Consider the following 13336-nt stretch of genomic DNA (forward strand, 5'->3'; position numbering starts at 1 on the left):
CCGTCCTGCCGGGACCGGCGGACGGCGTCCCATTGACTTACGGTGCGTCCGCGCCTTCCGCGATCGCGTCCGCCACCTCCGCCACCCGCTCCTGCTCCTCGGCCGCGAACCGCTCCCGGTCGAGTTGTTCCGCGATCTCCTCGTCCTGGGACATCAGCAGGTCGAGGCTGGCGTCGCCCATCTCGAAGACGCCCATGTCGAGATACGCCTTCTGCAGCCGCTCGCCCCAGAGCCCGATGTCCTTGACGCACGGCACGATCCGGCTGAAGAGCAGCTTGCGGAACAGGTGGAGGAACTCCGACTGCTCCGAGTACTCCTCCGCCTCCTTCTTCGAGACGCCGAAGTTCTCCAGGACCTCGATGCCGCGCAGCCGGTCGCGCATCAGGTAGCAGCCCTCGATCACGAACTCCTCGCGTTCGCGCAGTTCCGCGTCGCTCAGCTGCTTGTAGTAGTCGCGCAGTGCCATCCTGCCGAACGCCACATGACGTGCCTCGTCCTGCATGATGTACGCGAGGATCTGCTTCGGCAGCGGCTTGGTCGTGGTGTCGCGGATCATGCCGAAGGCCGCGAGGGCCAGGCCCTCGATGAGGACCTGCATGCCGAGGTAGGGCATGTCCCAGCGGGAGTCGCGCAGGGTGTCGCCGAGCAGGGACTGAAGGTTGTCGTTGATCGGGTAGAGCATGCCGATCTTCTCGTGGAGGAAGCGGCCGTAGATCTCGGCGTGCCGGGCCTCGTCCATGGTCTGGGTGGCGGAGTAGAACTTGGCGTCGAGGTCCGGGACCGATTCGACGATCCTGGCCGCGCAGATCATGGCGCCCTGCTCGCCGTGGAGGAACTGGCTGAACTGCCAGGACGTGTAGTGCTTGCGCAGCTCGCCCTTGTCCCGTTCGGTCATCTTCGCCCAGTGCCGGGTGCCGTACAGGGTGAGCGCCTCGTCGGGTGTGCCCAGCGGGTCGTACGGGTCAACCTCGAGGTCCCAGTCGATGCGCCTGGCGCCGTCCCACTGCTTGTCCTTGCCCTTCTGGTAGAGGGCGAGAAGGCGGTCGCGGCCGTCTTCGTACTCCCAGCTGAAGCGGGCGGCTCCCGAGGCGGGGACCTGCCAGAGCGGGTTGTCCGGTGCGTGTGTGTAGCGGTCGTGGGTCGACACTTCCGGCTCCTTCGCCTCGTACTCCTGGGTACGCAAGGCCAGTTGGCAGGCTCACACGCTGATAGACGCTCAGTCAACAAGTCGTGCACAGGGGATTGACGAGCTTACTGACGGGGAGTCTCATAACACCGACGCCGGTAATCCGACTCGCGAGGTGCCCTCAGCCATGACGACAGTGACCGACCGCGACGTGCAGCTGCTCCGCGACGCACTCGGCCCGCTCCGGGACCGCGAACAGGTCGCCGCGCGCCTGCTCGAGTCCTCCGCCAAGCACTCCTTCGACCCCGACAAGGAGCTCGACTGGGAGGCACCCATCGAGGAGGGCAAGTGGTTCTGGCCGCCCGAGCTGGTCTCCCTCTACGACACCCCGCTGTGGCGGAAGATGTCGGAGGAACAGCGGATGGACCTGGCCAGGCACGAGGCCGCCTCACTGGCCTCGCTCGGGATCTGGTTCGAGATCATCCTGATGCAGCTGCTGGTGCGCCACATCTACGACAAGTCGGTGACCAGCAACCACGTCCGCTACGCCCTCACCGAGATCGCGGACGAGTGCCGGCACTCGATGATGTTCGCCCGCATGATCCAGAAGGGCGGGGCGCCCGCGTACCCGGTGCCGCGCGTCTACCACAACCTGGCCCGCGTGCTGAAGACCGTCTCGACCACGCCCGGCTCGTTCGCCGCCACCCTCCTCGGCGAGGAGATCCTCGACTGGATGCAGCGCCTGACCTTCCCCGACGAGCGGGTGCAGACGCTGGTGCGCGGCGTCACCCGCATCCACGTCGTCGAGGAGGCCCGCCATGTGCGGTACGCCCGCGAGGAGCTGCGCCGCCAGATGGTGACCGCGCCCCGCTGGGAGCAGGAGTTCACCCGGCTCAGCTGCGGCGAGGCGGCACGCGTCTTCAGCGTCTGCTTCATCAACCCGCAGGTGTACGAGAACATCGGCCTCGACCGCCGCGAGGCCGTCGCCCAGGTGAAGGCCAGCGGGCACCGGCGCGAGGTCATGCAGACCGGCGCACGCCGGCTGACCGACTTCCTGGACGACATCGGCGTGCTGCGCGGGGCCGGCCGCAGGCTGTGGAAGAGTTCCGGCCTTCTCGCGTGATCGCATGAGGGGCGCCGCGCGGGCTGCGGTTACGCTGCGGAGCATGACCAGTCCCGCTCCCGCGACCCGCGCCTACCGACGGCTCAGCGTCGAGGAGCGCCGCACGCAACTGCTCGCCGCGGCGCTCACCCTCTTCGCGCACCGGCCGCCGGAGGAGATCTCGCTCGACGACGTGGCGGAGGCGGCCGGGGTGTCGAGGCCGCTCGTCTACCGGTACTTCCCCGGCGGCAAGCAGCAGCTCTACGAAGCGGCCCTGCGCTCGGCCGCCGACCGGCTCGAGCTGTGCTTCACGGAACCGAAGGCGGGTCCGCCGACCGAGCGCCTGACCCGCGTGCTGGACCGCTATCTGGCCTTCGTGGACGAGCACGACGCGGGGTTCAGTGCCCTGCTGCGGGGCGGCAGCGTCGCCGAGACCTCCCGTACGACGGCGATCGTCGACGAGGTGCGGCGGGCCGCCGCCGAGCAGATCCTCGTCCACCTCGGCGTGGACGGCCCGGGGCCGCGGCTCCACATGATGGTCAGGACCTGGATCGCGGCGGTCGAGGCCGCCTCGCTGATCTGGCTGGACGAGGACAAGCAGCCGCCGGCCGACGAGCTGCGCGAATGGCTCGTCGACCATCTGGTCGCGCTGCTGACGGTGACGGCGGCGACCGACGAGGAGACGGCCGGCGTGGTCGCGGACCTGCTCGCGCAGGAGACCGCGGCCGGCCCCGTCGGCACGCTGGTGCGCAGGCTGGGGCCCGTCGTGGGCGGCGCCGCCCACCTGCTGTGAGACTGGTCGGGTGAGAAGCGAGAACACCCCCTTCGAGGGCGGTCCCCTGGACGGGCGGGTGCTCCCCGTCCTGGTCGGCCCCACCGGCCACCCCCCGAAGTGGTACAAGGTGCCCGTACCGAACGACGACGGCTCCCCGCCCACCGTGTACGCGTACCGCCGGGTCCCCTCCGGTCACACGAAGCGCCTCGGGCTCCAGCGTGGCTGGAAGTACGAGTACGCGCCCGAGGGCGTCGAGCGGCGCGAGATCAGATGGCCCTGGTCCAAGCCGGGGGGCGGCGCGTAGGACGTCTGCGTGCCCGCGACCGGGCCGCGGCCCGGCTGCGGTCCGCCGGAGGGCTGCTCGCGTCGCTCTCCGCCGAGCAGCTCACGGCCCTCGCCACCACGCCCGGCACGCCGCCGGCCCCGCCCCGGCCGCCGTCCGGCGCGACGGCCGGCGGCGCGGGCGGGACGACGGTTCGGACGGGAGCGAGGCGGCGGACAGCGGTCAGGCTCCGGAGACCGACGCCAGGTAGGCCTCGGCCTTCTCCGGCTCGTAGAAGAAGTTCTCGAAGTCCGCCGGGTCGTTGAAGCCGTTGGCGAACCGGTCGGCCACCGGCTGGAGCACGCCGCCCGCGCCGATCAGGTCGAGCACGTGCTCCGGCGGGACACCCAGCATCGCGTTCGTCCACTTGGTGACGTGCTGCGCCGTGTCCCAGTAGCGGTCGAAGGTGCTCTGCATCCACTGCTCGTCGAACGGCCGGTCGCCGTGCTCGGTGATCGACGCGAGGTAGGAGGCGGCGCACTTGGACGCGGAGTTGGAGCCCTGGCCGGTGATCGGGTCGTTCGCCACGACGACGTCGGCGACGCCGAGCACGAGCCCGCCGCCGGGCAGCCGGCCGATGGGGTTGCGGACGGTCGGGGCGTACCGGCCGGCGAGCGTGCCGCCCGCGTCGGTCAGCTCGACCTTGGTGGCCCGCGCGTACTCCCAGGGCGTGAACTTCTCCATGAGTTCGAGCGTCAGGGCGAGGTGCTCCGCGGGGTCCTTGACGCCCTGGAAGACGTCCAGCGGCCCACCGGGGACGCCCTCCCAGAAGAGGATGTCGGCCCGCCCGGAGGTGGTGAACGTCGGCATGACGAACAGCTCGCCGACACCGGGGACCAGGTTGCAGCGGACCGCGTCGTAGTCGGGGTGCTCGGGGCGCGGCCCGAGACCGTGGACGTACGCCACGGCGAGCGCGCGCTGCGGCTCCGCGTACGGGGAGCGGGAGGCGTCACGGCCGAACATCGAGACCAGTTCGCCCTTGCCGGCCGACACCAGCACCAGGTCGTAGGTGCGGGAGAAGTAGTCGAGGTCGGAGACGGCGGCGCCGTGGATGACGAGCTGACCGCCGCGCTGGGCGAACGTCTCCATCCAGCCGGCCATCTTCACGCGCTGGTCCACCGACTGCGCGTAGCCGTCGAGCTTGCCGACCCAGTCGACCGCGCGGCTCGCGTCGGGCGCGGCGACCGAGACGCCGAGGCCCTCGATCTTCGGGGCCTGCGACTCCCAGAAGTTGAGGCCGAGGTCGCGCTCGTGCTCGAGGGCGGTGTGGAACATGCACTGCGTGGACATGACCCGGCCGGCCCGGATCTCGTCCGCCGTGCGGTTCGACATCAGGGTGACCTCGTAGCCCTGGGACTGGAGGCCGAGGGCGAGCTGGAGGCCGGACTGACCGGCACCGACTATGAGTATCTTCCGCATGGCGGGTTCTCCGTGGTTCTGCGTCGCGGTTCGGGAGGCTATTCGGGGGTGGCGTCGAGGGCGTGGGCGACCAGCGCCAGCAGCGACTCGACCACCGTGATCCGGTTACGGGCGTCCATGATCACAACCGGTACGTGCGGCGGCACCGTCAGGGCCTCCCGTACGTCCGCCGCCTCGTACGCGGTAGTTCCCTCGAAGTGGTTGACGGCCACGATGTACGGCAGCCCGCAGCTCTCGAAGTAGTCGAGGGCAGGGAAGCAGTCGGGCAGCCGGCGGGTGTCGGCGAGCACGATCGCGCCGATCGCCCCGCGCACCAGGTCGTCCCACATGAACCAGAAACGCTGCTGGCCGGGCGTGCCGAAGACGTACAGCACCAGGTCGTCGTCGAGCGTGATCCGGCCGAAGTCCATGGCCACCGTAGTGGTGACCTTGTCGGGCGTGGCGGTGAGGTCGTCGGTCTCCTCGCTCGCCCGGGTCATCAGCGCCTCCGTCTGGAGCGGCGTGATCTCCGAGACCGAGCCGACGAACGTCGTCTTGCCGACGCCGAAACCGCCCGCGACAACGATCTTCGTCGCGGTGGGCGCACGAGTGGTGTCCAACTGCCAGGCCTGCACGGCCTCTTCGGTACGGGCCTCGGGCTCCGTACCGTGGGACGTGTCGAGGGGCGCGGCGTCGGGCCGTGCGAGCGTGTCAGAGGCGGCGGAGTCCACTCAGCACCCTTTCCAGCAGTGCGCGGTCGGGCTGGCCGGTGCCGTGACCGGTCCCGTACACACGGATCTTTCCCTGGTCCGCCAGGTCGCTGAGCAGCACCCGGACGACACCGAGCGGCATCTTGAGCAGCGCCGATATCTCGGCGACGGTACGCATACGGCGGCACAGTTCGACGATCGCCCGCAGTTCGGGCATCACCCGGGCGAGAGTGCCGCCGGGCAGTTCCTTGCGCTCGGGCGGCGCCTCGAGCGCGGCGACGAACGTCTCGACGAGCAGCACGTGCCCGAAGCGGGTACGGCCGCCGGTCAGGGAGTACGGGCGGACCCGGGCGGGACGTTTGCCGTCACCGCGCACGGGAAGTCGGGGGCCGGTCATCACAGACCACTCTCCATCGATTTGCGCAGTTCACTGCGGACTTCGGGGGTGAGTACGTGTCCGGCGCGGCCTACGAACAGCGCCATGTGGTACGCCACGACGCTCATGTCGCAGTCGGGTGTCGCGTGCACCCCGAGCAGGGAGCCGTCGCTGATCGACATGACGAAGAGGCTGCCCTCCTCCATGGCGACCATCGTCTGCTTGACGCCTCCGCCGTCCATCAGGCCGGCGGCCCCGACGGTGAGACTGCCGATGCCGGAAACGATCGTGGCGAGGTCCGCGCTGGAGCCCTTCGGGCCCTCGCGCGGGGCTACGGCGGCCGGGGCTGCGTTGAGCTCCGCGTCGGAGGACAGCAGGAGCAGTCCGTCCGACGAGACGACGGCGACGGAGCGCACACCTGGCACCTCCTCCACCAGATTGCCCAGCAACCATTGAAGGTTGCGAGCCTCCCTGCTCAGGCCGAACGTGCCGGTCGCAGTCAACTGCGTGCCTCCTCGACTGTGTCCCCCGTCTCCGCTTCGGTCTCCCGCCGGCCCGTCCGGTGTGCCGGGTCCGCCGGTTCCGTCTCTGCTGTGGTCTGCGCGAGTTCGGCCTCCGCGTCACGGCGGCCGTCCTTGGCGCCCTGGTGGAAGCCGCCGAGCCGGCGGCGCAGGGCCTCCGCGTCGACGCTTCCGGTGCGCCCGGAGGGGGCGGCCGCGGGCTGGACGGACTTCGGCGTGCGCTTGGGCAGGCCCTTGTCCGTGACCCGGTCCCAGGCGGCGGGAGCCTCCGGCGCGCTTCCGCCGACGGGCTCCTGCTCCGGTTCCGGACCCTGCTCGGGCTCCCCCGGTTCCTCGGGCTGCCTCGGCAGCCGCATCGTGAACGTCTCCTGGTCGACGCCGGTGGTCACCGGGTCGCCGTCGGCCGTCCGCTCGTGTGTCTCCGGCTCCGCGGCGGCGGCGAGGATCGCCCGCTCCGCGGCCTCGACGAACGGGTCGGGCTCGAGCCGCTGCTCGGCCTGCGGGTCCGGGCCGTGGCCGTACGCGTGGCCGTGCCGGTGGTCCTGCGCGAGGTCGTCACCGTCGTGGCCGTCCTCGTGGTCCTGGGCGCGGTCGTCGCCGGGGGCGGCCGGGCCGTCGTCGAGCACGTCGGCGCTGTCGAACCCGGTGAGGAGGTCGGCGTCCGGCGCCGTGGCTCCGGCCGATGCGGCCGGTGCGGTCTGTCCGGCCGGTGCCGTCGCTTCGGTCGCTTCGGCCTGTGCGGCCGGTTCGGCCGCTTGGGCCGGTTCCGCCACCGGGGCGCTGCCCTGAGCGTGGTGCACGGGCTCGTGCTGTGCCGGCTCGCCGCCCGCCGGCGACGCGAAGGGCTCCGCCGGCTCCTGACCGGCCGCTTCCGCCTCGTGGCCCGTCACGCCGGAGTCCTCGACCGGCTCCGTTCCGCCGGAGGGGACGTTCTCGGAAACGTCCGGGCCGGCGCCGTCGGCGTCCGCCGGGTCCGTGTCCTGCCGCCGCGGGCTCTTGGGCAGGGCGTTGGAGTTCGCCTCCGCCACCGAGCCGGGGAGGTTCAGCGCCGGGGCGGCCCCCGGCACCGGTACCTGGCGTCCCGCCGTCGCGGGCGGTCCCGTCGGCAGCAGCGCCTGCGGCACCACGACCACGGCGGTGATCCCGCCCTGCTTGTGCTCGCGGAGCTGGATCCGCACTCCGTGGCGTGCGGCCAGCAGCGCGGCCACGCGCAGTCCGAGGCCCTCGCCCTCACGGCCTGCCGGGGGCTCCGTCTCGTACGACTCCGGGTCCTCGAGCCGGGCGTTGATCTCGGTGATGCGGCCCGCGGTCATACCGATGCCGGCGTCCTGGACGGAGAGCATCACCTCGCCGCTCTCCAGCAGCCAGCCGGAGAGCTCCACCTGGGCGTCCGGCGGCGAAAACGACGTGGCGTTCTCGAGGAGTTCGGCGACCAGGTGGCTGAGGTCGTCCGCGGCGAAGCCGGCGACCTGGGCGTGCGGCGGAAGGGACTGGATGACCACCCGCTCGTAGCGCTCGATCTCGCTGACCGCGGCGCGCAGCACGTCGACGAGCGGGACGGGGCCGACATGGCCGTGTCCGTGGTCGGTGCCGGCGAGGACCAGCAGGTTCTCGCTGTGCCGGCGCATGACGGTGGCCATGTGGTCGAGCTTGAAGAGCGTGGCGAGGCGCTCCGGGTCCTGCTCGCGTTCCTCCAGCTTCTCGATGACGCCGAGCTGGCGCTCCACGAGTCCGAGGGTGCGCAGCGAGAGGTTCACGAACGTGTGGTGGACGGTGTGGCGCAGCCGGTCCAGTTCGCGGGCGGTCTCCTCGGTGCGCTGCCGCAGTTCGGCGCGCGCCTCGGTCAGCTCGGCCTCGAGCGCGGCGCGCGAGCCGAGGAGTTCGCCCCGGTCGGCGTCGAGCTGCGCGGCACGTGTCCCGAGGTCACGGAGCCTGCCGTGGAGGCTGTTGAGGGACCGTACGACCTGGGCGAACTCATCGTTGCGGCCGGTGAAGCGGACCGGTTCCTCGCTCTGTGGGACCGGGGCGTCGGCGAGCCTGGCGGCGCCGATCCGCAGGACGGCGAGCGGGCGGGTGAGCGTGCGGGACACCGCGGCGAGCACGCCGACGGTGACGACCACCAGGCCGCCGAGGAGGGCGATACGGATCTCGAGCGCGGTGAGGTCGTCGTCGCGCAGCTGCTCGAACCGTTCGGTCCGTTCGGTGGCGAGGGAGGACTCCGCGCCGCGCATCTGCTCGATCCGGGCGGTGAGCGCGGCCTCCAGTTCGGCGGGGTCCGTGCCGCGTTCCGCGTCGGAGAGCTTGGGCTGGTCGGTCAGGCGGGTCAGGTACGTCTCGGCGGTCTTGACCTCGGGCCCGGTGACGGTGGCGGCGAACTTGTCCCGGGCGGTCGGTCCGGCGGCCTGGTCGAAGTCGGCGAGGGCGGCCAGTTCGCGTACTCGTGCCTGCTGTGCGGCGGCGGTGAGGGCGTTGCGGGTGCGGGCGTCGGCGCCGGTGTCCTCGCCGGCACTCTCCACAGGGAGCCCGGTGACGGGGTCGTAGGAGAGGACCGGGTCGGGCTGGGGCACGGCGAGCGCGGCGAGCAGCAGCCCCCGGGCGGCGGACGCCTGTTCGACGGCGAGGCTGAGCTCGGCGGGGGCCCTGGTGGCCTCGGCGGCGCGGGGCGGCGTCCGGTCGGCGAGCTCGCCGGCCAGGGCGTGCAGCGCGGAGATGACCGCGGTGTAGGCCTGGTGGGTCTCCATCGCGGTGCCCTCACCGGACAGCGCGGTGCGGCGGACCGAGGGTACGGACGCGAGCGAGCGCCGCAGCTCCGCACGGTCGGTGGCAAGGGCGTCGCGCATCTCGTCGAGCTGCCGGTCGACGCGGTTGCCGAGGCTGTCGGAAACCTCGCGGCGGTCCTTCTTGTCGCCCTCCTGCTCCTCCCCGCCGGCCGCGATGTACGCGGTGAGCTCGTCGCGTTCGTCGGCGAGCGAGTGGGCGAGGGTGACGGCCTGCCGGTCGAGCGCGGCCAGGGTGACCAGCCGCTGGGACTCGGTCAGGTCGCCGGAGGCGGCGAGGATGCCGGGAGTGCCCGCGGCGACGACGACGAGGCCGGCGACGGCGACACCGGCGACCAGCCGGTTGCGTACCCGTCGGGAGCGGCCGGCCGGCGCCTGCGCGGTCGTGGTCTGTTCGGGCGGGTCCTGCGCGGCTGTGTCCTGGGCGCGGGGCGCCGGGATCTGCTGGGGAGGGGCCGGGGCCTGGGGGTCGCCCGGTGCTCCCGTGGACGGGGTTCCAGTGGGCCTGCCGCCGTTGCCCCGAGGCCGCTTCTTCTGCACCGGTGCTCGCAATCTTGCTTGACTCGTCCACCCATGAAGCAGAGATGACGACCGGTCACGCGCGTAAGCCCCACCCCTGGTACGGCTTCCGACCATTCCAGTGCCTTTGGGAGGGAGGCGCGCATCGGCCGCTCCGCCACCCGAACGAGTGAACAACACTCGCGAGTTGGCGAACAACTTCCCCGCGCGGCCCGCCGGGCCGCGCGGAGCCCGTGGGTTGGACCTTCCGGCCCCCCTTTGGCACTATGTGCGCCCGCAGGTTCGCACAGCCGCCCATTCGGGGCGAAGCACACCGTCTGACCTGCTGGTACGGGCCAAGCACCGCTCTGCGAGGGCCTTGTGAAGGTCTCATGCAGACTGGGTCCATGCGCATCGATCTGGCCACCTCCCCCGGCTCTCCCGAACGCCCCAACGAGGACTGGGTGTCAGTCGCCCTGCCCGCCTCGGGCCAGGGTGGAACCGTCGTCGCGCTCGACGGCGTGACGCCTCCGAGCGGGGACGCGGGCTGCGTGCACGGTGTGCCGTGGTTCACAGCCCGACTGGGCGGCGCTCTGGTCGAACTGTCCGGTTCGCGGCGTGACCTGACACTTCGGGAGGTGCTCGCCGAGGCAATCCGGCGCACCGCGGACGCCCATCGCGACACCTGTGACCTTTCTCACGTGCGCACTCCCCAGGCGACGGTGGTGCTGGCGCGTTGGGGCGGGCCGGAGGGGGAGGTCGAGTACCTGGTGCTCTCCGACTCGACGCTGCTGCTCCGGTCGCCCGACGGGACGGTGTCCGCGGTGCTGGACGACCGGCTGGGCCGCCTGCCGCGTGAGGCGCTGCGGACCCACGCCTCGGCGGACGCGCTGCGGAACGCGGAGGGCGGGTTCTTCACGGCGGCGGCGGACCCGGCGGTGGCCCTGCGCGCGGTGGCGGGCAGCGTTCCGCGCGAGCGGGTGAGCGCCGTCGTGGCGCTCACCGACGGCGCCTCGCGCTGGGTGGACATGTTCGGCGCGGGCGACTGGGCGAAGTGCGTGGCGCTGCTGCGCGAGGAGGGCGCTCAGGGACTGATCGACCGGGTGCGGGAGCTGGAGGCGGAGGCGGGAGCCCGTACGGCGGCGATCCGGTGGAAGCTCCACGACGACGCGTCCGCGGTCTTCGCCGAACTGTGAGCCCGCCGGGGTGCGGCGGCGCCGTCCGTCAGCTCTCCGCGCGGGCGTTGAGCTGGTGCAGCAGTCGTGCCAGCTCCGCGACCTCGTGACGGTCCCAGCCGGCCAGCTTGTTGCGGTACCGGTCGCGGCGGGCGTCGCGCACATGGCGGAACCGGGCCGTTCCGTCCTCAGTGAGCCGTACGAGGGAGGCACGGCCGTCGGCGGGGTCCGGTTCGCGGGTCACCAGGCCCAGTTCCTCGAGGGCCCGCAGCTGCCGGCTCATGGTCGCCTTGCCGACGCCGAAGTAGCCGGCCAGTTCGGTGGCCCGCTGGGCCCCGGCCTCGTCCAGCCGTACGAGGAGCCCGTAGGCGGCGGGCTCGAGTTCTGGGTGGACCTCGCGGGCCATTTCACCGGAGGAAGCCCTGGCGCGGCGCAGAAAGACGGACAACTCCCGCTCGAGCGCGAGGAATTCCTGGTCCACACCACTTCCGCCGTTCGGGCCCGCTCCACCCGCCGTACCGCCTTCGTGCACGTCAGCACCCCTCGTACGCTTTCCGGGTCGTGAAAGTTTCTTACGGCGGCCGGTATCGCCGCAGCTCCGCCAGTATTTCGCAGGCGTAGACCAACGGCGGCGCCGAGGCCCCCTTCCTACGGCGGGTCTACGTGCGTAGCGTCCTTCGTGACATGTCCACACCATTCACTCCGCCACGACATGTCGACACGTCGTCAGTTCCCCCCACCGAGGCCTTCGGAGGCACGCAATGCCCGTGCACAGATCCGGAACGACCGGTCGTCGGCGCCTCGCCGCGGCCGGCACTCTCCTCGCAGTCCTCTCCCTCCTCCTCACGCTTCCCGGCACCGCCACGGCCGATCCCAAGCCGGAGCGCGGCTCCGCCCACATGGGCATGGGCGTCGTCGCCCACGACGGCCAGGGCGGTCCCCCGCGCGACACCCGTGCCGTCCAGACGGAAGGCGTCGACGTCTCCAGCCACCAGGGGAACGTCGACTGGTCGGCCCTGTGGGCCGGCGGGGTCAAGTGGGCCTACGTGAAGGCCACCGAAGGCACGTACTACAAGAACACGTACTTCACGCAGCAGTACAACGGCTCGTACAACATCGGCATGATCCGGGGCTCGTACCACTTCGCCACCCCGAACACGACGACGGGCACCGCCCAGGCGGACTACTTCGTCGACAACGGCGGCGGCTGGTCCCGCGACGGCAAGACCCTTCCCGGCGTCCTCGACATCGAGTGGAACCCCTACGGCGCCGCCTGCTACGGCAAGTCGCAGGCCGGGATGGTCACCTGGATCCGCGACTTCCTGAATCGCTACAAGGCACGGACCGGCCGTGACGCGGTCATCTACACGGCGACCAGCTGGTGGACGCAGTGCACCGGCAACTACGCCGGCTTCGGGGCCACCAACCCGCTGTGGATCGCCCGCTACAACACCACGCCGGGCACCCTCCCGGCCGGCTGGCCCTACTACACGATGTGGCAGTACACCTCGTCCGGGCCGATCGTCGGCGACCACAACAAGTTCAACGGCGCGTACGACCGGGTCCAGGCGCTCGCCAACGGCTGACCCCGGCTCACGGGGCCCGTCCCGACGCGCCGGTCGTCACGACCAGTGCGCGGGGCGGGTGAACCCGTCGGGGAGCCGGGTGGCCGCGTCGCCCCTGGCCGCGTTGAGCTGCGGCTGGGTGAGGAAGATGCAGCCGGTCAGATCCGCGCCGGACAGATCGGCGTCCCTCAGGTCGGCGCCGATGAGGTCGGCCAGCCGCAGATCGGCACCCGTCAGGTCGGCCGCGATCAGATACGCGCCGCGCAGACTGACACCCCGCAGATCCGCGTTCCTCAGCCGGGCGCCCATCAGGTCCGCTCCCCTGCGGTCCTTCTTCTTCCGCCCGGTCCCCGCTCCCGCGCGCACGAGTTCGCTGGCACGCAGCAGCAGGACGTTGACCTGCTCGCGTTCGGCGCCGACGTCCAGCTTCAGCAGCGCGCCGGGAGCGATCTGGGTGAGCTCCTCGATGTGCTCCTGGCGCCGGCGCAGCTTCCCGTGGAGCTCGCGGGCGGAGTCCAGCGTCAGCGCCTGGGCCACGTACCAGAGCAGTTCGTGCAGCTGCCGGACGACGGGGAAGACCTCGAACATCTCCCGGGCCGTGCCCGGGGCCTCACGCCAGCTCGTCCCGCCGTAGGTGATCTGCGAGACCTGCTGGCCCGCGCCGAAGCAGTCGTAGACGGTGCAGCCGGAGTAGCCGCTGTCCCGCAGGCGGGCGTGGATGCCGCAGCCGAAGTCGGTGCGCAGGTTCGCGCAGGGCTTGCCGGCGTCCTTGCTCACGGCGAAGTCGGCGGAGGCGGCGAAGGGCAACGCCACACAGCACAGGCCGAAGCAGTTCTCGCAGTCGGCACGCAGGGTCTTCATCCGTCCATTGTGCGGGACCTGCGGAACGCCCCGGTGTGCGGCGGCCGAGGGGCAGCGAAGCGCCCGGTGCTGCGGGCGAAGGCAGGCGCAGAGCCCCGCTGTGCGGCGGACGGAGGGGCCTGGCGGTGGC

The 13336-nt window shown here is 71.7% G+C and carries 13 protein-coding genes; 5 read left to right on the forward strand and 8 right to left on the reverse strand.

The window, feature by feature from the left end; all coding sequences use genetic code 11:
- Window positions 1-37: 37 nt before the first annotated feature.
- On the reverse strand, window positions 38-1147 hold the full coding sequence (locus ACWGH4_RS19060; protein ID WP_441264164.1) for a diiron oxygenase: 1110 nt from the start codon (window positions 1145-1147) through the stop codon (window positions 38-40).
- Between the two features lie 166 nt (window positions 1148-1313).
- Here ACWGH4_RS19060 and ACWGH4_RS19065 point away from each other — a divergent pair, with 166 nt between their 5' ends.
- Genes ACWGH4_RS19065 through ACWGH4_RS19075 form a run of 3 tightly spaced genes read left to right on the forward strand, consistent with a single transcriptional unit; the run spans window position 1314 to window position 3307 of the window.
- Window positions 1314-2249 carry an AurF N-oxygenase family protein gene (locus ACWGH4_RS19065; RefSeq protein ID WP_453462083.1) on the forward strand — a complete coding sequence of 312 codons (936 nt, stop codon included), beginning with the start codon at window positions 1314-1316 and terminating at the stop codon, window positions 2247-2249.
- 43 nt (window positions 2250-2292) lie between these two features.
- The gene (locus ACWGH4_RS19070) at window positions 2293-3021 is read left to right on the forward strand and encodes a TetR/AcrR family transcriptional regulator (RefSeq protein ID WP_453462086.1); all 729 of its coding nucleotides are present in this window, start codon (window positions 2293-2295) and stop codon (window positions 3019-3021) included.
- Window positions 3022-3031: 10 nt separating this feature from the next.
- Complete coding sequence (locus tag ACWGH4_RS19075) at window positions 3032-3307, forward strand: hypothetical protein (RefSeq protein ID WP_453462089.1); 276 nt, start codon at window positions 3032-3034, stop codon at window positions 3305-3307.
- A gap of 201 nt (window positions 3308-3508) precedes the next feature.
- Here ACWGH4_RS19075 and ACWGH4_RS19080 read toward each other — a convergent pair whose 3' ends face one another.
- The 5 genes from ACWGH4_RS19080 to ACWGH4_RS19100 are packed head-to-tail and all read right to left on the reverse strand — an operon-like array spanning window position 3509 to window position 9647.
- A complete protein-coding gene (locus ACWGH4_RS19080) occupies window positions 3509-4744 on the reverse strand; it encodes a styrene monooxygenase/indole monooxygenase family protein (protein WP_453462092.1) in 1236 nt (411 codons plus the stop codon).
- Window positions 4745-4782: 38 nt separating this feature from the next.
- A complete protein-coding gene (locus ACWGH4_RS19085; RefSeq protein WP_453462095.1) occupies window positions 4783-5454 on the reverse strand; it encodes a GTP-binding protein in 672 nt (223 codons plus the stop codon).
- Entirely contained in the window at window positions 5435-5830 is a 396-nt protein-coding gene (locus ACWGH4_RS19090) for a DUF742 domain-containing protein (protein WP_441264157.1), read from the reverse strand. Before ACWGH4_RS19090 ends, ACWGH4_RS19085 begins: the two co-directional genes overlap by 20 nt.
- On the reverse strand, window positions 5830-6312 hold the full coding sequence (locus ACWGH4_RS19095) for a roadblock/LC7 domain-containing protein (protein ID WP_441264156.1): 483 nt from the start codon (window positions 6310-6312) through the stop codon (window positions 5830-5832). Before ACWGH4_RS19095 ends, ACWGH4_RS19090 begins: the two co-directional genes overlap by 1 nt.
- The gene (locus ACWGH4_RS19100; protein WP_453462099.1) at window positions 6309-9647 is read right to left on the reverse strand and encodes a nitrate- and nitrite sensing domain-containing protein; all 3339 of its coding nucleotides are present in this window, start codon (window positions 9645-9647) and stop codon (window positions 6309-6311) included. Before ACWGH4_RS19100 ends, ACWGH4_RS19095 begins: the two co-directional genes overlap by 4 nt.
- A gap of 365 nt (window positions 9648-10012) precedes the next feature.
- Between ACWGH4_RS19100 and ACWGH4_RS19105 the strand changes: the two genes are divergently transcribed.
- On the forward strand, window positions 10013-10801 hold the full coding sequence (locus tag ACWGH4_RS19105) for a hypothetical protein (protein ID WP_453462101.1): 789 nt from the start codon (window positions 10013-10015) through the stop codon (window positions 10799-10801).
- Window positions 10802-10829: 28 nt separating this feature from the next.
- On the opposite strand, the gene ACWGH4_RS19110 is transcribed toward ACWGH4_RS19105, so the two are convergent.
- Window positions 10830-11312 (reverse strand): MarR family transcriptional regulator, encoded by a 483-nt coding sequence (locus tag ACWGH4_RS19110; RefSeq protein ID WP_441264153.1) that lies wholly within the window; start codon window positions 11310-11312, stop codon window positions 10830-10832.
- A gap of 229 nt (window positions 11313-11541) precedes the next feature.
- Here ACWGH4_RS19110 and ACWGH4_RS19115 point away from each other — a divergent pair, with 229 nt between their 5' ends.
- Complete coding sequence (locus ACWGH4_RS19115) at window positions 11542-12366, forward strand: lysozyme (RefSeq protein ID WP_453462104.1); 825 nt, start codon at window positions 11542-11544, stop codon at window positions 12364-12366.
- Between the two features lie 36 nt (window positions 12367-12402).
- Here the strand turns inward: ACWGH4_RS19115 and ACWGH4_RS19120 are convergent, their stop codons facing one another.
- Window positions 12403-13206, reverse strand: a complete 804-nt coding sequence (locus ACWGH4_RS19120; protein ID WP_453462107.1) for a pentapeptide repeat-containing protein — start codon at window positions 13204-13206, stop codon at window positions 12403-12405.
- Window positions 13207-13336 lie beyond the last annotated feature (130 nt).

This window comes from Streptomyces sp. NPDC054847 (assembly GCF_053610925.1).

Excerpts from the sequence above, each read along its gene's own strand:
- ACWGH4_RS19120 (WP_453462107.1), bottom strand. The coding sequence starts at position 13,206 with ATGAAGACCCTGCGTGCCGACTGCGAGAACTGCTTCGGCCTGTGCTGT.
- ACWGH4_RS19105 (WP_453462101.1), top strand. The coding sequence starts at position 10,013 with ATGCGCATCGATCTGGCCACCTCCCCCGGCTCTCCCGAACGCCCCAAC.
- ACWGH4_RS19090 (WP_441264157.1), bottom strand. The coding sequence starts at position 5,830 with ATGACCGGCCCCCGACTTCCCGTGCGCGGTGACGGCAAACGTCCCGCC.
- ACWGH4_RS19115 (WP_453462104.1), top strand. The coding sequence starts at position 11,542 with ATGCCCGTGCACAGATCCGGAACGACCGGTCGTCGGCGCCTCGCCGCG.
- ACWGH4_RS19065 (WP_453462083.1), top strand. The coding sequence starts at position 1,314 with ATGACGACAGTGACCGACCGCGACGTGCAGCTGCTCCGCGACGCACTC.
- ACWGH4_RS19070 (WP_453462086.1), top strand. The coding sequence starts at position 2,293 with ATGACCAGTCCCGCTCCCGCGACCCGCGCCTACCGACGGCTCAGCGTC.
- ACWGH4_RS19080 (WP_453462092.1), bottom strand. The coding sequence starts at position 4,744 with ATGCGGAAGATACTCATAGTCGGTGCCGGTCAGTCCGGCCTCCAGCTC.